The following is a 16504-nucleotide window of genomic DNA, read 5'->3' as shown; positions in this document are numbered from 1 at the left end:
GTGCCACAGATCTGCCGCGCGAGAAGCTTCTCCCGCACCCCTTCGCAGCGTCCGATCTCGCACCGTGGAATGGTCTTGTCAGGTCCAAAACATTGTTTTGATAGCGGCATGGTCGATTTTGCTTCCTTAAAGGCATAGCGTGCCAGCCTGCGTCCGCTCCGCTGATCCCATGGCATGGTGTCGATGGACGGTCGCGCATGACGGCGCAAAGGCGACATGACGCCCGAGGCGAAGACCTCAGCGCCGGAGGAAATGCTGCAAGGGGCGGCCCACACGGAGACAAATCATGCCATTTTTCAAAATGTCATGGCCGTTCGGTCGAAAGGCCGAACAAACAAAGGAAGCCGAGCCGGATCTGGCGCGTAGACGGGTGCTGTTCGGACTTGGCGCAGCCGGCTGTGCGATCGTCGCAACTGCCCTGCCATTCGCCGATCACGCGGAGGCGGCACAGACGCTCGACGGCGATCTTCTCGATCTCATCGATGAGGTGAGCCCGGACGAGGGCGAGTACGAGACCGCCCATTATACCGGTTACCGGCATTCGCATGGTCGGCGCCGCTACCGGCGCCGGAGCCGGCCCGTCCGACGTGTCCCGCGGCAATGCCGCTACCGCCGCTTTCGACGCCGCAATCCCCGCCTGTGCGGTGTCTACCGGCGCCCTCGGCGAAACTGCACGCGGATCGGCAATGTGACGGTCTGCAGCGGACGGTAGAAGAGACTTCACCAGCAACAGACGACCCGCCGTCGTGCCTGACCGGCGGGCGTTTTTCGTGAAGGCTGCCAATCGGCTCGGATCATGCCCTTTCCGGCGTGCCGCTTGCAGGCCCGTCCGGCACCGGCCCGGGCGTCGTGACGCGAGCCGTGCCCATGTCACCGAAGGCTTGCTTGGGTGATCGCCGATCGGCACATGCCCGGACGGCGCCCGGACAGCATGTTCTTGACATGTTCTATCAACTTGCTTAGCGCGATGGGACTGGGCGCCGCCATGCGCCTCTTGGATGATGCCGGGACCGTCTGTTCCGGCCGCGGGGCTTTGGGCGAAGATGATCGGCAAGCTGAAGGGAACCGTCGACGAGATCGGTGAGGATCACGTTGTCGTCGACGTGCACGGGGTTGGCTACGTCGCCTATTGCGGCGCGCGGACGCTTGCCTCGCTCGCCGGCCCGGGCGAGGCGGTCGTCCTCTTCATCGAGACCGTCGTGCGCGAGGACATGATCCGGCTCTACGGCTTTGCCACCGTCGCCGAGCGGGACTGGTTCCGGCTGCTCCAGACCGTGCAAGGGGTCGGCTCGAAGGTCGCGCTCGCCGTCGTCGGCACCTTGTCTGCCGGCGACCTCGCCAATGCCGTCGCGCTGCAGGACAAGGCGATGGTGGCGCGCGCGCCGGGCGTCGGGCCGAAGGTCGCAGCCCGCATCGTCGCCGAGCTGAAGGATCGCGCACCGGCCTTTTCCGGCCCCGGCGCGGAGGAAAGCTTCGGCCTCAAGCGCGACATCGGCGGCGGCACGGCACCCGCGCCGATCGCCGACGCGGTCTCGGCCCTCGTCAATCTCGGCTATTCGCGCGATCAGGCGGCGAGTGCCGTCGCGACAGCCGTCAAGGAGGCAGGCGAGGGGGCGGACGGGGCCAGGCTCATCCGGTTGGGGCTGAAGGCGCTGAGCCGCAATTGAGTGGCGCGCTGGCCGAATTCGTGCTTACTTTTTGCTGAAATGTAAGGAGGCGGCGATGTTTGAGACGACGATAAGCTCCAAGGGACAGGTGACGCTTCCCAAGCCCGTCCGTGACGCATTGAAGCTCAAGCAGGGAGACCGGATTGCGTTCGTCTTAATCGATGGGGCCGTGGTGATACAGCCTCGCAACGGTTCAGTGGAGGATCTGTTTGGTGCCTTGTCAGCCTATGCCGTCGAAGGCACGACGCTCGACGACTATGATGGCGCAATCGCTCAAGGTATAGCGGACCATGTCGATGGGCCGGCGCGCATGAAGAAGCATTCGGCCTGAATGAAGCGGGGAATCGATACCAACGTTCTCTTGCGATCGATCCTGCAAGACGATCCAGTGCAGTCGCGTCAAGCCCGCGCCTTCGTTCTGTCTCTGTCGCATGCCGATCCTGGCTACGTATCCGTGGCTGTGATGCTCGAATTGCACTGGGTGCTCGCGACCCGCTATCGCATCCCAAGAAAGGTGATCGGCTCGATCTTCACACGCCTGTTTTCTGCCTCGACAATGGAATTCGGTGAACTCGATGTGCTCGTTGAAGCCTTGCATCGCTCGATCGCCTCGAATGCCGATTTCGCCGATGCCGTGATTGCCGGGCTTGCGCGGCGGGCCGGCTGCGACGTGACCGTCACATTCGACAGGAAGTCGGCCTCGCGGCTGCCCGAAATGGAACTCCTTGCATGAGCGAAACCTCGCGCCTCATCACGCCGGACAAACGCGGCGAGGACGTCGATCAGGCGCTGCGCCCGCAAAGGCTGGACGATTTCGTTGGCCAGGCGGCGGCGCGGGCGAACCTGAAGGTCTTCATCGAGGCGGCGAAGGCGCGCGGCGAGGCGCTGGATCACGTGCTCTTTGTCGGCCCGCCCGGGCTCGGCAAGACGACGCTCGCCCAGATCATGGCCAAGGAACTCGGCGTCAATTTCCGCTCGACCTCCGGCCCGGTCATCGCCAAGGCCGGCGATCTCGCCGCGCTGCTCACCAATCTCGAAGAGCGCGACGTCCTGTTCATCGACGAGATTCACCGCCTGTCGCCGGCCGTCGAGGAGATCCTCTATCCGGCAATGGAGGATTTTCAGCTCGACCTGATCATCGGCGAGGGCCCGGCGGCACGTTCGGTGAAGATCGACCTGTCGAAATTCACGCTCGTTGCGGCGACCACCCGGCTCGGGCTTTTGACGACGCCGCTGCGCGACCGTTTCGGCATCCCGGTGCGGTTGAATTTCTACACCGTCGCCGAGCTCGAACATATCGTCACGCGCGGCGCCCGGCTGATGGGCCTGCCGATGAGCGAGGATGGGGCCAAGGAGATCGCGCGAAGGGCGCGCGGCACGCCACGCATCGCGGGCCGGCTCCTGCGCCGGGTGCGGGACTTCGCCCATGCCGAAGGCGCCGAGATCGTCGACCGGCGCTCGGCGGATGCGGCGCTCACGCGGCTCGAGGTCGACAGCCTCGGCCTCGACCAGCTCGACCGGCGTTATCTCGACCTCATTGCGCTCAATTTCGGCGGTGGTCCGGTCGGCATCGAGACGATCGCGGCGGCGCTGTCGGAACCGCGCGATGCGATCGAGGACATCGTCGAGCCCTATCTCCTGCAACAGGGCTTTCTCCAGCGCACGCCGCGCGGCCGGCTGCTCACCCAGCACGCCTTCAAGCATCTGGGGCTCGCTGTGCCGCCGGCCTATCAGGGCGTGCAGGCGAACCTGTTCGAGGAGGGCGGCGGCGAGGGCTGAGCCGTCAGCCCTGCGAGACCCCGCGTCAGGCCCTCGAGTAGCGCGTCCCGCTCCAGCCGGCCTGCGAAGTCGCAGGCCTTTTCATTGTCCGATCATCCGAGACCACAGCGATGAATGATCTTCCCGATTGCCCGCAGTGCCAGTCGTCAAACGTCTATGAGGACGCCTCTCTTCTCGTGTGTCCCGAATGCGGCCACGAATGGTCGCTCTCGGCCGAGGCTTCGCCGGCCGGTCCGCAGTTCAGGGATGCCAATGGCGCGACGCTGTCTGATGGCGACACGGTGACCGTCATCAAGGATCTGAAGATCAAGGGCACATCCCAGGTGGTCAAGGTCGGCACGAAGGTGAAGAACATTCGCCTGACCGAGGGCGACCATGACATCGACTGCCGGATCGACGGGATCGGCGCGATGAAGCTCAAGTCGGAATTCGTCCGCAAGAGTTGATCGCTTGGAGGACGCGCGTTCGACGCAGCGAAACGCCGCAATCATCCTCGATCCTGTCTTGTCGCCAGCGATGTCAGGGCTGCGCCGTAGCGAGGGTTCTGGCCTGCTGGCGCATATCGTTGGTGCATTCCTGAAAGGGCTGGGTGCCCGGCGTATATCCGAAGCGCGCGCACTCGGCTTCGGCCGTCGACGGCTTCTGGACGGCCGTCGCGTCGGTCCTGGCGGCTGTGGATGTGCAGCCGGACAGGGCCGCAAGCGCTGAAAGGATGAGGAGAGATTTCATTGAAATACCATGATCGGGCTGAGGGCAGGCGGCAGGAGGCATCGTTCAGTCATCGTCAGTTCTAGGGCGTCGCTCGCTTCGAGCGAGAAGCGGTGTTTTGTCCTGGAACCGATTTTCATCGTTCGAACGGCCGTGCATGCTCTGCCCACAACTCTCCGACCAGCGAGCGCACCTGATCGGCACTTGGCGGAACGTCGAAGAGAGTGCGATAGACGATCGGGGCGACGACCCTGTCGAGGATGGTTTCCGGAGCCGGCATGAATTCACCACGCTGACTGGCCCGCTCGGCGATAATGTCGAGCTGCCTTCGGACGAGTTCGCAGCACCGGACGGGATTTGCGGTTGCCGAACGCGCGGCGAGGATGTCGCGCAGCATCTCCTGCCCGATCGGCGAGGATGTCTCCTCGCTATATTGTTCGGCCCATGCCGTGATATCACCCTTCGCCGAGCCGGTATCGGCCGGCGGCGCATCCGGACGGATCCGTTCCACCGCCACGTCGGCGAGCAGCGCGGCGAGATCGCCCCAGCGCCGGTAGATCGTCGACGGCGTGACCTGCGCGCGTTCCGCAATCGCCGGCACCGTCAGATCGGCGCGATCGGTTTCGGCGAGCAATTCCTTTACGGCGGCATGAACCGCGGCCTGGACTCTGGCGCTGCGCCCTCCCGGACGGGACGCGACCTGTGGCGACATGAAGCCTCCTCATCGCTGGCAGCCTGGCGACTTTTGTCACGAGATCGCCTTAACGCAAAATATTTGCATTAGCGTCATGGCTGTTCTATATCGGCCAAACGCAATGATTTTGCTTTAAGGGTTCAATCGTCACGATGTCCAGCCCCACCGTCGATTCCTCGCCCGTGTCACAGCCTGCGGCATTCCGGCTCTATGCTCTGACGCTGATGACCTTCTTTGCGGCTTCTGCCGCGCCGACGCCACTTTACCGCCTCTATCAGCAGACCTTCGCGCTCTCCCCCTTCACGATCACGCTGATCTTTGCGGTCTATGCCTTCAGCCTGCTCGCTGCCCTCCTGATCGTCGGCTCGATCTCGGATTATATCGGCCGCAGGTCGGCGGTCGCCCTGGCTCTTGTCATCCAGAGCATGGCGCTGGTGATGTTTCTCCTCGCCGATGGACCCGGCATGCTGATCGGCGCGCGTTTCGTCCAGGGCTTTGCCACAGGGGCCGCGGCGAGCACCCTTGGTGCGGCGCTGGTCGATGCCGACGGCAAACGTGGGCCTCTGGCCACAAGCCTGTCGCCAATGTTCGGCATGGCGCTCGGGGCTTTGGCAGCAAGCGCGCTGGCAGCCTATGGTCCGGAGCCGATGCGCCTTGTCTACGCACTTCTCCTCGTTGCCGGCCTTGTCCAGTTGCTCCTCCTTACGCGGGTGCCGGAAACGGTGACGCCGAGACCCGGCGTCCTCGCTTCGCTGCGGCCAAAGGTCGTCGTACCGGCAAAGGCGAGGCGGACCCTGGCGCTCGTCACGCCCATCAACGCTTCGGTCTGGATTCTTGCCGGTTTCTTCCTGTCACTGATGCCCTCGCTGCTCGCCCGGGTCATCCAGAGCTCCTCGCCGCTGCTTGGTGGAATCGTCGTCGCGGGTCTGATGGTCAGCGGGGCTCTGTCCAATCTCTTTCTGCGGACCAGACCTGCCGGGCTCGCCTTGATCTTCGGGTCTTCGACGCTGCTTGCCGGAGTCGCGATCCTGCTCGTCGGTATCCATCTTGGAGCGCTCGCCTGGCTGGTCCTTGGGACGCTCGTCGCCGGACTCGGATTTGGAGCCAGCTTTCTGGGATCGCTGGGAACGATCATGCCATCCGCCGCGCCCCATCAGCGGGCTGAACTCCTCGCAGCGTTCTATGTCGAGAGCTATCTGGCGTTCAGTGTTCCTGCCCTCATCGCGGGCTATCTCGCGGGACGTCTGGGCATTACCGCGACGGCCGACATCTACGCGGCGGTCATTGCCTTGCTGGTCGTGGGCGGGCTGGCGGCGATCGGTCTCCTCGGACTGTCGCCTCGCGGAGGAACCGGCGCAGTGGCCGAGCGAGTCGGCTGAACTGCCAGCCAAGATTTCACGAGGCATGCGTGAAGCCGCGGGCGCCCCCCGCCAAGCGCGTTAACATGATCGTCGCGCCCGGCTTGGTGGTGATCACGAGCTTGTATGACAGGTCGCCGTCACTGCTTCGCGGCGACCTTGGCTGCTGCCTTTTCGATCGTTTCCAGCGACGCACCGGAAAGGGCCTCCCGGGCAAGCGCGAGGTAGGCCGTGACCTGCTGCATCACCGCCTGGCGTTGATGATCCGTGCGGCACGAGGGCAGGATCTCGCCGAGGCAATTGATGAAATGCTCGCCAGCGATCATGTCGGAGGCGGCATATTGGCGGAGGTGGCCAAAGCCGATTTCCAGGAAGTCGGCGAACTGCCCGGCCTCGATGATCGCCCGCAGCCTGCCATTGTCGTCGACGATATAAGGGTCGCCGGGAAAGCGGCCGGCAATCGCCGCCATCGCCGCTTTCAGCCAGTCCATCGCGGTGATCGCCGTATAGGGATCGTTGACGCCGGGCGACAGCGCCCGGCCGGCGATCTCGACCAGCTCGTCGAAGAGGAAGTTGATGTCCTGGCGCGGGCTGCGCGAGTTGCCGGCGGCGAGCGAGGAGAGCAGGCGGCCACGCGTTTCGTCGTCGACGCGCTCGGCCGGCCAGGCCTGAAACAGCGTCCGGCCCCTATGGACGAAGACGCCCGGCCGGCAGGTCAGCCGAACGACGACCTCGTCCTTGCGCGCGGCTTCGATGAGCGATTCCCGATCGACGATCTGCAGATAGCCGACGCGGTCCGAGGCGACATCGGCCCAAGGCGGTGGGTCGCTTTCTTGGGTGTTCTCGCCATCGACCCGGAAGCATTCGGGCACCTGCCAGCGAATGGCGGCGTCGTCCTCGACGCTGCGCACGGGTTCGGCCGGAAAGTCGGTTTCGATCCGTTTCAGGAGGCTCATCCCGATGCCGGCGATGACGTTCGAAATGTGGATGTTCGAGGGAACGTGGTGGATGAAGTAGATCAGAACGCCGATCGAGCCGATGGCGAGGAGAATGGCGCCGAAGATCGCCAGATTGGGCACGAACATCTGGCCGAAGCCGCTGTCCGCGCCGCCGTCGCGCACGGCCCGCAGCACCAGCATCGAATAGACGAAGGTGGCGACGAAGACGCCCAGCGTGATCTGGTTGCCCCGGTCGTTCATGAAATTGGTGAGAAGCCGCGGGCCGAAGCTGCCCGAGGCGAAGACGACGGCCGCCATCGTCACCGAAAACACCGTGCCGGCCACGCCGATCATCGAGCCGCCGATGGCCGACAGGATCGCCCGGGCGCCGTCGGGCTGGGTGGCATAGAGGAAGGGGCTGTTGCCGAGGGCATCGTTCGGAACCAGCGCATCGAACTCGATCAGAACGAAGGCGAGGATCGCCGCGCCGATCGCCATGAGCGAGGGAATGAACCAGTAGCTCGCGCTGATCCGCTCGTAATATTGCAGCAAGAGTGCGCGCATTTCGCCTCGTCTCGGGTTTCAGGCCGGACAGGCGCATCTATGAGAAGGTTTGGCAAGGGCCAGTGGCCGGTGGCCCGGCGCGGCGTCGCAGGGCGACGGGGCGGGCCACATCAGCTGGCCCGGCTCGCCTTCTTGCCCCACGAATACGGCACCGTGTGTCGCAGTACCGTTCGCCTTGCAGGCTGATCCTGCGATGGCTCTCGACAAGCGGCCGAAAGCCGGCGGCAGCCGGGGCCGGAAGGCCGGTCCCGGCCGAGCCCCGTCAGCAGTAGAGGTCTTCGCGGACGTCCAGTTCGTCGCGATGTTTCTCGACGTAGGACATCAGGGTGCCCATGGAGAAATTCCCGCCGAAGCCGGCCCATGGCTCGAAGCCGTGGGTGTTGATCACGCTCTCCGAATCGAGCTTGAGCAACCGGATCAGCACGGAGGCGACGATTGAACCGCCGACGCCGGTCAGACGGCCGTGTCCCAGCGTCTCGGCCTCCTGCATGCAGTAGAACCAGAGCGGCGTCTTGTCGATGTGATGATCCTTCAGCGCTTTCGGGGCATCGAGTGGCGTCAGGCCCAGATGGAGGGCGGCGTCCTGCCCCGAAAACACCTGAATGGACGTCCTGTCGCGCAGGATGTTGCGCAGCGCGAGTTTCTTGGCGCGCTTCTCGTCGATCGTGTAGTCGCCCCAGCGAATGGGGCCGCTGGCGACGTTGTCGGGCAGCTTGAACAGCGACTTGGCCATCGTCGTGCCGACGGGACGAGCCTTCTGGGCCTTGGTGGTGTCGGTGCTGAAGAACTGCGACATTTCCACCGTCGTCTCGGGCTTGCGGTTCTGGAAGCCGAGCATGGTGAACAGTTCGACATCGTCGCCGCCCGCCGTGAGCTTGTAGGTCGGCTGAACCGTGACATGGCCGAAACGAAAGGCCGCGACGGAGAACTCCACCGGCATGACCGGCCCGCGGTCATGGAACGGATCCTTCGCCAGAGTGTGCTTGATGACGTGCGGATCGACGAAACTCGGCAGGAACTCGTGCAGAACGAGCCACTGATAGTGCAGGCGGATGAACCGGCGCACCTGCTCGAACAGCATCTTCTCCGTGGGGATCTCGTCGAGGGCGGTTTTTCTGATGCCCATGGAGGCGCAGTTGGCGATGGTCCGGCCGATCGACTTATCTTTCAGCGCTTTCGACATCAGGATGTTGTGGAGGCAGATGAAGGCGCCGTGAACCTGGCTGACGATGATGTTCTCGTCATTGCGTGGGTCGCCGATCAGAGCGCGACCCTCCGAGTTTCGCGGTAGATCGTAAGGATTGTCATTGCGCCCGAACAGCATGTAGCCGCCATGCTTTTGCGAGTAGAAATGCGGTGTCGCTTCCGGCCCGTCGCCATAGACGCAGTCGAGGTCGAGATTGGGGGTGCGGACGTTGCGGATCTTCTGCGGGTCGATCCGCGTGCCCGTCACGCTCGTTGCATCGAGGGTGACGTCATGATCAATGAACTGGCCGAAAAACGTCATGCCGGCGTCGGCCGGACCAGCGAGATTCGTGTCCTTGTTCATCGTCTCGACCAGAGCATCGAACCCGTCGACGATGGTATCCTTGCTCAGATTGCCGGTAATGGGGTTGGCTTCGAACAGATATCCGAAGATCTGCGGCAGAACCTCGGCGTTATTGACGGCTTTTCCTTCGACGCACTCCTTCATGAAGCGATCGAAACGCGTCATCCCGTGTAACGTGCGCATGAGCTAACATCCCTGATTGGAGAAGTTCAATCAGAACGTGGATACAGCAGACATGACGCTAGGTAAATAAAAGCGCGGTCACCGCGCAAAAACGTGAATGACAATTGAAACGCGTGGCAAGCCGGCGCCTGCTGGCTCATCCAGTCGCCAATTCTCAAGCTCGCCTCACTCTTCGCCGTCCCAATAGTCGACGCCGCTGTCTGCCTTCACGGTCATCGCCACCCGGCGGGCCGTCTTGTCGCCGCCCGGCGCCGCGCCGGCAAAGACGGTGAGCTTGCCGCTGTCGGGATATTCCATCACGTCCGGCTCGTTCATCGTCGAAACCGCGAGATAGGCGAGGGGCTCGTCCGGTGAGGCTATGAGCTGATGCGCCGTCTCTGGTCCGCCGGCCGGGCAGACGACGACGTCGCCGGCCTCGACGGCAAAGGCCTCCTCGCCGAAGCGCAGCGTGCCGCGGCCGGCGAGAATGACGAAGAGTTCGTCATTGGCGTGGTGACAGTGGATCGGCCAGCCCCTCTTGCCGGCCGGGATCTCGACATAGCGCGAGCCGAGACGCTTCGCCCCCAGCGGCGCGGCGACGGGGGCGAAATGGGCGGCGAAGGTCTCGCCGTGGGTCTGCGGGGTCAGTTTGAGGGCGGCCAGTTTGAGAACGGGACTTCTCGTCACATCGACCTCCTCGACACTGTTTGGCACGAGGCAGGCAGCCGCCGGATCGGCGACCGACACCTCACCCCGCATAGACGACCAGCAGATCCTTCGCGTCGATCTGTGCGCCCGCCGTCACGTGCACGGCCTCGATCTTGCCGTCCCGCTCGGCGTGGATGGCGGTTTCCATCTTCATCGCCTCGATCGACAGGAGCACATCGCCGGCCTTGACCTCCTGGCCGGCCGAAACCGCCAGCGTCGATACGACGCCGGGCATCGGCGCGCCGAGATGATTGGGATTGGCCGGGTCGGCCTTGGGCTTCACGCCGCCGCCCGCCGCCCCATGCGCCCGGTCCGGCACCTTCACCCGGCGCGGCTGGCCGTTCAGCTCGAAGAAGACGGTGCGCATGCCCTTTTCGTCGGTCTCGCCGAAGCCGAGGCAGCGAATGACGAGCGTCTTGCCGCGCTCGATGTCGACCAGCACCTCGTCGTCCTGGGCGATGCCGTAGAAGTAGTTCGGCGTCGGCAGCATCGAGACCGGGCCGTAGAGGTCGGCGGCCAGAGCAAAGTCGGTGAAGACCTTCGGATACATCAGATAGGAGGCGAATTCGGCGTCGGTGACCTCGCGCTCGATCCGTTCCTCGATCGTCTGGCGCTCCTTGCCGAGATCGGCGTCGGCGATCAGGGAGCCGGGGCGAACGGTGATCGGCTCCTTGCCCTTCAGCACCTTCTTCTGGATGTCGGCGGGCCAGCCCGACGGCGGCTGGCCGAGATCGCCATGCAGCATGGAGACGACGCTGTCGGGGAAGGCGAGGTCCTTCTTCGGGTCCATCACGTCGGCGACGGTCAGATCCTGGGAGACCATCATCAGCGCCATGTCGCCGACGACCTTGGAGGAGGGCGTGACCTTCACGATATCGCCGAACATCTGGTTGACGTCGGCATAGGTCTGGGCGACCTGATGCCAGCGCGTCTCGAGGCCGAGCGAGCGGGCCTGTTCCTTCAGATTGGTGAACTGGCCGCCCGGCATTTCGTGGAGATAGACCTCCGAGGCGGGCCCCTTGAGATCGCTCTCGAAGGCGGCATACTGGTTGCGCACCGCCTCCCAGTAGAAGGAGATCCGCCGGATCGCCTCCGAGGACAGCCCCGGATGGCGCTCCGAGCCCTTCAGCGCCTCGACGATCGAACCGAGGCAGGGCTGCGAGGTGGCGCCGGAAAAGGCGTCCATCGCCGCATCGACCGCATCGACGCCGCTGTCGATGGCAGCCAGCACCGTCGCCGCCGAGATGCCCGAGGTGTCGTGGGTGTGGAAGTGGATCGGCAGGCCGACCTCTTCCTTCAGCGCCTTGAAGAGGACGCGGGCGGAGGCGGGCTTCAAGAGCCCGGCCATGTCCTTGACGCCGAGGATGTGGGCGCCGGCGGCTTCCATCTCCTTGGCCAGCGCCACGTAGTATTTGAGGTCGTATTTCGAGCGGTCGGGGTCGAACAGATCGCCGGTGTAGCAGATCGCCCCCTCGCAGATCTTGCCGGCCTCGCAGACCGCGTCCATCGAGACGCGCATGTTCTCGACCCAGTTCAGGCAGTCGAACACCCGGAAGAGATCGACCCCGCCCTTGGCGGCCTCGGCGACGAAATATTTGACGACATTGTCGGGATAGTTGGTGTAGCCGACGCCGTTCGAGCCGCGCAAAAGCATCTGGAGAAGGATGTTCGGCGCTTTCTCGCGGATCAGCGCGAGGCGCTCCCACGGATCTTCGGTGAGGAAGCGCATCGACACGTCGAAGGTCGCGCCGCCCCAGCATTCCAGCGACAGAAGCTGCGGCAGGCCGCGTGCATAGGCCTCCGCGACGGCGACGAGGTCGTGGGTGCGGGCCCTCGTCGCGAGCAGCGACTGGTGGCCGTCGCGCATCGTCGTATCGGTGATCATCACCTCCGGCTTGTCGCGCAGCCACTCGGCAAAGCCCTTGGGGCCGAGCTCGTCGAGCTTCTGGCGGGTGCCGTCGGCGATCGGCGCATCGAACAGCGGCGCGACGGGCGGAGCATGATCCTCCGGCGGCAGCGGCCGGTTCTTGGTTTCCGGATGGCCGTTCACCGTGACGTCGGCGAGATAGGTGAGGAGCTTTGTCGCGCGGTCTCTCCGCTTGACCTGCTGGAAGAGCTCCGGCGTCTCGTCGATGAACTTCGTCGTGTAGCTGTTGTCGCGGAATTTGTCGTGGCCGATGATGGCTTCGAGGAAGGTCAGGTTCGTCGCGACGCCGCGGATGCGGAATTCGCGCAGCGCCCGGTCCATGCGGGCGATCGCCTCTTCCGGCGTCGGCGCCCAGGCGGTGACCTTTTCCAGAAGCGGATCGTAAAAGCGCGTGATCACCGCGCCGGAATAGGCGGTGCCGCCGTCGAGCCGGATGCCGAAGCCGGTGGCGCCGCGATAGGCGGTGATGCGGCCATAGTCCGGGATGAAGTTGTGCTCGGGATCCTCGGTGGTGATCCGGCACTGCAGGGCATGGCCGTTGAGCTTGATGTCTTCCTGCCTGGGCACGCCCGATTCGGGCGTTCCGATCGCCGCGCCGTCGAGGATGTGGATCTGCGCCTTGACGATGTCGATACCGGTCACCTCCTCGGTGACGGTGTGCTCGACCTGAATGCGCGGATTGACCTCGATGAAGTAGAAGGCGCCGCTGTCGGCATCCATCAGGAACTCGACCGTGCCGGCCCCGACATAGCCGGTGGCGTCGGCAAGCTTCCTCGCATAGCCGGCGAGTTCGCGCCGCTGTTCATGGTCGAGATAGGGCGCCGGCGCGCGCTCCACGACCTTCTGATTGCGCCGCTGGATCGAACAGTCGCGTTCGAAGAGATCGACGACGTTGCCATGGGTATCGCCGAGGATCTGCACCTCGACATGGCGGGCTCGCTCGACGAGCTTTTCCAGATACACCTCGTCCTTGCCGAAAGCGGCCTTGGCCTCGCGTTTGGCTTCGGTCACCTCGCGTTCGAGATCCTTCTCGGCGCGGATGACACGCATGCCGCGGCCGCCGCCGCCCCAGGAGGCCTTCAGCATGACCGGGAAGCCGACCTTGGCGGCCATCTCGCGGACCTTCGCCATGTCCTCCGGCAAAGGCTCGGTCGCCGGCACCACCGGCACCCCGACCTCGACCGCGAGATTGCGCGCCGCGACCTTGTTGCCTAGCCGTCGCATGGTATCGCCCGAGGGGCCGATGAAGGTGATCCCGGCCTCGCGGCAGGCATCGACGAATTCGGGGCTTTCCGAAAGCAGCCCGTAGCCGGGATGGATCGCGTCGGCGCCCGAAAGTTTGGCGACGCGGATGATCTCATCGATCGAGAGATAGCTCTCGATCGGGCCGAGATCCTTGTCGAGATGGGCGCCGCGACCGACCTGATAGCTCTCGTCTGCCTTGAACCGGTGGAGCGCCAGCTTGTCTTCCTCGGCCCAGATCGCCACGGTGCGAAGACCGAGCTCGTTGGCGGCGCGGAAGACCCGGATGGCGATTTCCGAACGGTTGGCGACGAGAATCTTGCGAATGGCCATGGTGAACACCTCCCGAACGTTCCAATGGGCCGGCGACTTATAGACGGACGGCCGCAATGCACAAGTTTGCGGCGCGTTGCGCGATTTCGCAAGTGCGAAGTCGAAGGGCTGAACTCCCCATGCGCATTCGTCTGACACGCAAGAAGGGAGCGGGTCCGATCGATGCAGCCGGGAAGATCGGACAAGACGGGAAGAAAATTTTCTCCCATGCGCAGCGAGAAACGAATGCCCTAGGTAATCTTGTGACGGCCTGCTGCGCCGCGATGATAAGTCAGGCTGGAGCGGTGAGCATGATTTTGTGCGCCGGTGCCGAGATGTCTTGGAACGGCACGGCGATCCAACCGGAAGGGTGATATATGCCTCGATTGATAAGGCGGGTTCTCTTGGCCGCGAGCGCCTTGTTTTTGGGGGCACTTGCCGCGCCCGGGGCTCGCGCCGACGATCCCAGGCCTTTTGATGCGGCCAGGGCATTTTGTGAAAGGCAGACCTTTACCCTGAAAAGCATGGATGAGGTCGGTCCGTGGCTGGATTATTTCAGCGGCCTGCGGAACGGGCGCTCGCCCGCGCCGGACGTCAATTGCCCCAGCTCTACCGTCCGGGCCATTTTGAATATCGTGAGCAGTAAAACCGTCGAGATTGCCGAGGCGCAGCGCTTGGCCCTTGCGCGATTCTATGTTGCGCGGGCGATGGAGCCGGAACTTGCGGACCGGGTGATCGACCCCGACGGCTCTTTCCGTTACCGCAACGACATCGTGCTGGCGAGCTTCGTCTGGCTGCTGTGCCCCGGCCGAGGCGAGCAGAGAACGGCCTGCGTGACGAGCGTTGTCAAAGAATTTCCAGACGAGTTCGTCGAGACGAGCCCGGTGTTCTGCGATTTCGCAGTTCACGATGCAGCCAGGGTCGAATGGCCTGCGGAGCGGGAGGCCCGACCACTTCTCTGCGCAAGGGGCGGGAGCTTGCAATCCGCGAAACCCAGCGCATGGCTGCGAAAGGCCGCGATTTCGCTCGGAGACTGAGTGAGGCCCCTCAACGTGGCAGACAGATGAGCTGATCGCTTTACCGATTGCGCAACAGCGGCGTCTTCTGCGGCCAGACCGTCTTTTCCTTCTCCCGCACGAAGGTGAAGAGACCTGACACACCGACCAGAGCCATGCCGATCATGGCGATGAGATCGGGAAACTCCTCGAAGAACATCGCGCCCATCACCGTCGCCCAGATGATCTGGCTGTACTGGGTCGGCGCGACGCGGGCGGCCGAGGCGAAGCGGGTGGCGAAGACCAGAAGAAGATGGGCGAGGCCGACGACGAGGCCGCCGAAGACGATCAGCGGCCACAGATCGCCGGACGGTGCCTGGAAGTCCGGAATCATCAGGACGCCATTGACGACGACCGCCGCCACCAGAACCGCGCCGATCAGCGTCACCCGCCTTTCGCTCGGCCCGAGAACGCGCAGGACGATGACGGTGATCGCGCCGCAAATGGCGACGCCGACAGCCGCGAAATGGCCCGGCAGGATCTCGCGAAAACCCGGCCTGACGACAAGAACCACGCCGACGAGGCCACCGATGACGGCGAGCCAGCGGCGCCAGCCGATCTCCTCTTTCAGCACCACGAAGGAGAACACCGTCACGAAGATCGGCAGGAGGAAGATCAGCGCATAGGCTTCGGCGAGAGGCAGGGTGGTGAAGGCGACGACGCCGAGAATGCCGCCCATGGTGCCGCTCGCCATGCGCACGGCGAGAAGGCCGGGCCGCTTGGGAACGAAGACGTTGGTCCAGCTGTCCTCGGGCCGCTTGGTGAACAGCGCAGGCAAGAGCGCCACCAGCGAAATGAAGAAGCCGACCTCGAAGACCGGCAGACGATGGCCGATCGCCTTCAGTGTCGCATCCCCGCAGGCAAACGAAAAATACGCCGCGAAGGCGAGAAGAATGCCGGCTTGCATGGGGAAGCTTTCGGAAGGGAGGCGTCTTTACCCGGCTGTAGCGCCCCGGCGAGTTGCCTGGCAAGCGGTGGCAGGACACAATGGCGGAAATCTCGTCGGCCCGCGCCTGCCCGGCCATGGCACGTCGCCGGACGACATGGAGACGACCGGCTATCTCGACTGGCTGGGGGAGGCCGAGGCCGCGTTGACGGCGCTCGCGGCGCGAAAGCGCAAGGTTTTCGTCACCGGACTGTCGATGGGCGGTACGCTGACGCTCAATCTGGGAGCGCGCTTCGGTGACCGCGTCGCGGGCATCGCACCCATCGCCGCCGCCGCCGGCCAGCTGACCGAGGCTTTTGCCGAGGTCATGATGCTGAACCCGAGGCCCAAGCGGCTGCCCGGCATCGGCTCCGACATCAAGGCGCCGGGTGTCGAGGAACTCGCCTATCAGGAGGTTCCGGTGAAATGCATGGCGGATGCCGTGGCGTTGTTTGCCGCGACGAGCGACCTGATGGGGCGGATCACCTGTCCGTGCCTGGTGATCCACGGGCGCGAGGACCACATCGTTCCGGCATCCAACGCCCTCAAGATCGTCAATGCGATCGCGTCGGACGACATCCGCCTGCTCTGGCTGAACGAATCCTACCACGTCGCGACGCTGGACAACGACAAGGACGTCATCGTCGATCGGGTCGGATCGTTCTTCAGCGAGCTGGCTGCGCGCTGATGCTTTGTTGATGCTGCGGGGAGGAAGCCTGACCCGTCACGCATCGACGGGCGGTTACTAAACTTCCAAACACGAAAAAGGGCAGCGAGGGGGGAGCTGCCCTTTTTCGTCTTGCATATCGCGATCGAGGGGGATGATCGCTTGGGGGTGCCTGAATAATGCGCCGGCCGCGACGGGGTTCCGACGGGCCGAAATTTTTTTTCGATTTTTTCATGCCGACATTTCGCT

Annotated in this window: 17 protein-coding genes; 10 read left to right on the top strand and 7 right to left on the bottom strand. The window is 64.2% G+C overall.

The window, feature by feature from the left end:
* The first annotated feature begins 286 nt into the window (after positions 1 to 286).
* The 6 genes from J6595_RS01865 (at position 287) to J6595_RS01840 (ending at position 3892) form a co-directional block, all read left to right on the top strand.
* Entirely contained in the window at positions 287 to 712 is a 426-nt protein-coding gene (locus J6595_RS01865) for a hypothetical protein (RefSeq protein WP_209592745.1), read from the top strand.
* A 331-nt stretch (positions 713 to 1043) separates the two neighbouring features.
* A complete protein-coding gene (ruvA, locus tag J6595_RS01860) occupies positions 1044 to 1667 on the top strand; it encodes a Holliday junction branch migration protein RuvA (protein ID WP_209592744.1) in 624 nt (207 codons plus the stop codon).
* A 55-nt stretch (positions 1668 to 1722) separates the two neighbouring features.
* Complete coding sequence (locus J6595_RS01855) at positions 1723 to 1998, top strand: AbrB/MazE/SpoVT family DNA-binding domain-containing protein (RefSeq protein WP_209592743.1); 276 nt, start codon at positions 1723 to 1725, stop codon at positions 1996 to 1998.
* Positions 1999 to 2400 (top strand): type II toxin-antitoxin system VapC family toxin, encoded by a 402-nt coding sequence (locus J6595_RS01850; RefSeq protein WP_209592742.1) that lies wholly within the window; start codon positions 1999 to 2001, stop codon positions 2398 to 2400.
* Entirely contained in the window at positions 2397 to 3446 is a 1050-nt protein-coding gene (gene ruvB / locus J6595_RS01845) for a Holliday junction branch migration DNA helicase RuvB (protein WP_209592741.1), read from the top strand. Before J6595_RS01850 ends, ruvB begins: the two co-directional genes overlap by 4 nt.
* A gap of 110 nt (positions 3447 to 3556) precedes the next feature.
* The gene (locus J6595_RS01840) at positions 3557 to 3892 is read left to right on the top strand and encodes a zinc ribbon domain-containing protein YjdM (protein ID WP_209592740.1); all 336 of its coding nucleotides are present in this window, start codon (positions 3557 to 3559) and stop codon (positions 3890 to 3892) included.
* Positions 3893 to 3965: 73 nt separating this feature from the next.
* On the opposite strand, the gene J6595_RS01835 is transcribed toward J6595_RS01840, so the two are convergent.
* Positions 3966 to 4175, bottom strand: coding sequence for a hypothetical protein (locus J6595_RS01835; RefSeq protein ID WP_209592739.1), 210 nt, complete (start codon positions 4173 to 4175; stop codon positions 3966 to 3968).
* Between the two features lie 115 nt (positions 4176 to 4290).
* Positions 4291 to 4866 carry a TetR/AcrR family transcriptional regulator gene (locus J6595_RS01830; RefSeq protein WP_209592738.1) on the bottom strand — a complete coding sequence of 192 codons (576 nt, stop codon included), beginning with the start codon at positions 4864 to 4866 and terminating at the stop codon, positions 4291 to 4293.
* Positions 4867 to 5000: 134 nt separating this feature from the next.
* Here J6595_RS01830 and J6595_RS01825 point away from each other — a divergent pair, with 134 nt between their 5' ends.
* Positions 5001 to 6227, top strand: coding sequence for an MFS transporter (locus J6595_RS01825; RefSeq protein WP_209592737.1), 1227 nt, complete (start codon positions 5001 to 5003; stop codon positions 6225 to 6227).
* Between the two features lie 119 nt (positions 6228 to 6346).
* Here the strand turns inward: J6595_RS01825 and J6595_RS01820 are convergent, their stop codons facing one another.
* The 4 genes from J6595_RS01820 to pyc all read right to left on the bottom strand — a co-directional run bounded on the left by J6595_RS01820 (position 6347) and on the right by pyc (position 13629).
* Positions 6347 to 7708, bottom strand: a complete 1362-nt coding sequence (locus tag J6595_RS01820; RefSeq protein WP_209592736.1) for a DUF2254 domain-containing protein — start codon at positions 7706 to 7708, stop codon at positions 6347 to 6349.
* A 262-nt stretch (positions 7709 to 7970) separates the two neighbouring features.
* Positions 7971 to 9440 (bottom strand): peroxidase family protein, encoded by a 1470-nt coding sequence (locus J6595_RS01815; RefSeq protein ID WP_209592735.1) that lies wholly within the window; start codon positions 9438 to 9440, stop codon positions 7971 to 7973.
* A gap of 165 nt (positions 9441 to 9605) precedes the next feature.
* Positions 9606 to 10106: a cupin domain-containing protein gene (locus tag J6595_RS01810; RefSeq protein ID WP_342453063.1), complete on the bottom strand. Its 501-nt coding sequence runs from the start codon at positions 10104 to 10106 to the stop codon at positions 9606 to 9608.
* A gap of 61 nt (positions 10107 to 10167) precedes the next feature.
* Complete coding sequence (gene pyc, locus J6595_RS01805; protein WP_209592733.1) at positions 10168 to 13629, bottom strand: pyruvate carboxylase; 3462 nt, start codon at positions 13627 to 13629, stop codon at positions 10168 to 10170.
* 119 nt (positions 13630 to 13748) lie between these two features.
* Here pyc and J6595_RS01800 point away from each other — a divergent pair, with 119 nt between their 5' ends.
* Both J6595_RS01800 and J6595_RS01795 read left to right on the top strand, forming a co-directional pair.
* Positions 13749 to 13982: a hypothetical protein gene (locus tag J6595_RS01800; protein WP_209592732.1), complete on the top strand. Its 234-nt coding sequence runs from the start codon at positions 13749 to 13751 to the stop codon at positions 13980 to 13982.
* A 30-nt stretch (positions 13983 to 14012) separates the two neighbouring features.
* Complete coding sequence (locus J6595_RS01795) at positions 14013 to 14645, top strand: hypothetical protein (protein ID WP_209592731.1); 633 nt, start codon at positions 14013 to 14015, stop codon at positions 14643 to 14645.
* 40 nt (positions 14646 to 14685) lie between these two features.
* Here J6595_RS01795 and J6595_RS01790 read toward each other — a convergent pair whose 3' ends face one another.
* The gene (locus J6595_RS01790) at positions 14686 to 15570 is read right to left on the bottom strand and encodes a DMT family transporter (protein ID WP_209592730.1); all 885 of its coding nucleotides are present in this window, start codon (positions 15568 to 15570) and stop codon (positions 14686 to 14688) included.
* Positions 15571 to 15637: 67 nt separating this feature from the next.
* On the opposite strand from J6595_RS01790, the gene J6595_RS01785 reads away from it, so the two are divergent.
* Positions 15638 to 16276, top strand: a complete 639-nt coding sequence (locus J6595_RS01785) for an alpha/beta hydrolase (RefSeq protein WP_209592729.1) — start codon at positions 15638 to 15640, stop codon at positions 16274 to 16276.
* Positions 16277 to 16504: the final 228 nt, after the last annotated feature.

Origin of the sequence: Jiella mangrovi (assembly GCF_017815135.1) — a bacterium.
In the GTDB taxonomy this organism is placed as follows: domain Bacteria; phylum Pseudomonadota; class Alphaproteobacteria; order Rhizobiales; family Rhizobiaceae; genus Jiella; species Jiella mangrovi.
The sequence above is the reverse complement of the archived record's forward strand: the minus strand, read 5'-3'. Positions and strand labels throughout refer to the sequence as shown.

Bases quoted from the DNA above. Each gene is read 5' to 3' on its own strand.
- J6595_RS01825 (WP_209592737.1), top strand. From the start codon at position 5,001: ATGTCCAGCCCCACCGTCGATTCCTCGCCCGTGTCACAGCCTGCGGCA.
- J6595_RS01855 (WP_209592743.1), top strand. From the start codon at position 1,723: ATGTTTGAGACGACGATAAGCTCCAAGGGACAGGTGACGCTTCCCAAG.
- J6595_RS01820 (WP_209592736.1), bottom strand. From the start codon at position 7,708: ATGCGCGCACTCTTGCTGCAATATTACGAGCGGATCAGCGCGAGCTAC.
- J6595_RS01815 (WP_209592735.1), bottom strand. From the start codon at position 9,440: ATGCGCACGTTACACGGGATGACGCGTTTCGATCGCTTCATGAAGGAG.
- J6595_RS01865 (WP_209592745.1), top strand. From the start codon at position 287: ATGCCATTTTTCAAAATGTCATGGCCGTTCGGTCGAAAGGCCGAACAA.
- J6595_RS01840 (WP_209592740.1), top strand. From the start codon at position 3,557: ATGAATGATCTTCCCGATTGCCCGCAGTGCCAGTCGTCAAACGTCTAT.
- J6595_RS01800 (WP_209592732.1), top strand. From the start codon at position 13,749: ATGCGCATTCGTCTGACACGCAAGAAGGGAGCGGGTCCGATCGATGCA.
- ruvB (WP_209592741.1), top strand. From the start codon at position 2,397: ATGAGCGAAACCTCGCGCCTCATCACGCCGGACAAACGCGGCGAGGAC.
- J6595_RS01830 (WP_209592738.1), bottom strand. From the start codon at position 4,866: ATGTCGCCACAGGTCGCGTCCCGTCCGGGAGGGCGCAGCGCCAGAGTC.
- pyc (WP_209592733.1), bottom strand. From the start codon at position 13,629: ATGGCCATTCGCAAGATTCTCGTCGCCAACCGTTCGGAAATCGCCATC.
- J6595_RS01790 (WP_209592730.1), bottom strand. From the start codon at position 15,570: ATGCAAGCCGGCATTCTTCTCGCCTTCGCGGCGTATTTTTCGTTTGCC.
- ruvA (WP_209592744.1), top strand. From the start codon at position 1,044: ATGATCGGCAAGCTGAAGGGAACCGTCGACGAGATCGGTGAGGATCAC.
- J6595_RS01835 (WP_209592739.1), bottom strand. From the start codon at position 4,175: ATGAAATCTCTCCTCATCCTTTCAGCGCTTGCGGCCCTGTCCGGCTGC.
- J6595_RS01850 (WP_209592742.1), top strand. From the start codon at position 1,999: ATGAAGCGGGGAATCGATACCAACGTTCTCTTGCGATCGATCCTGCAA.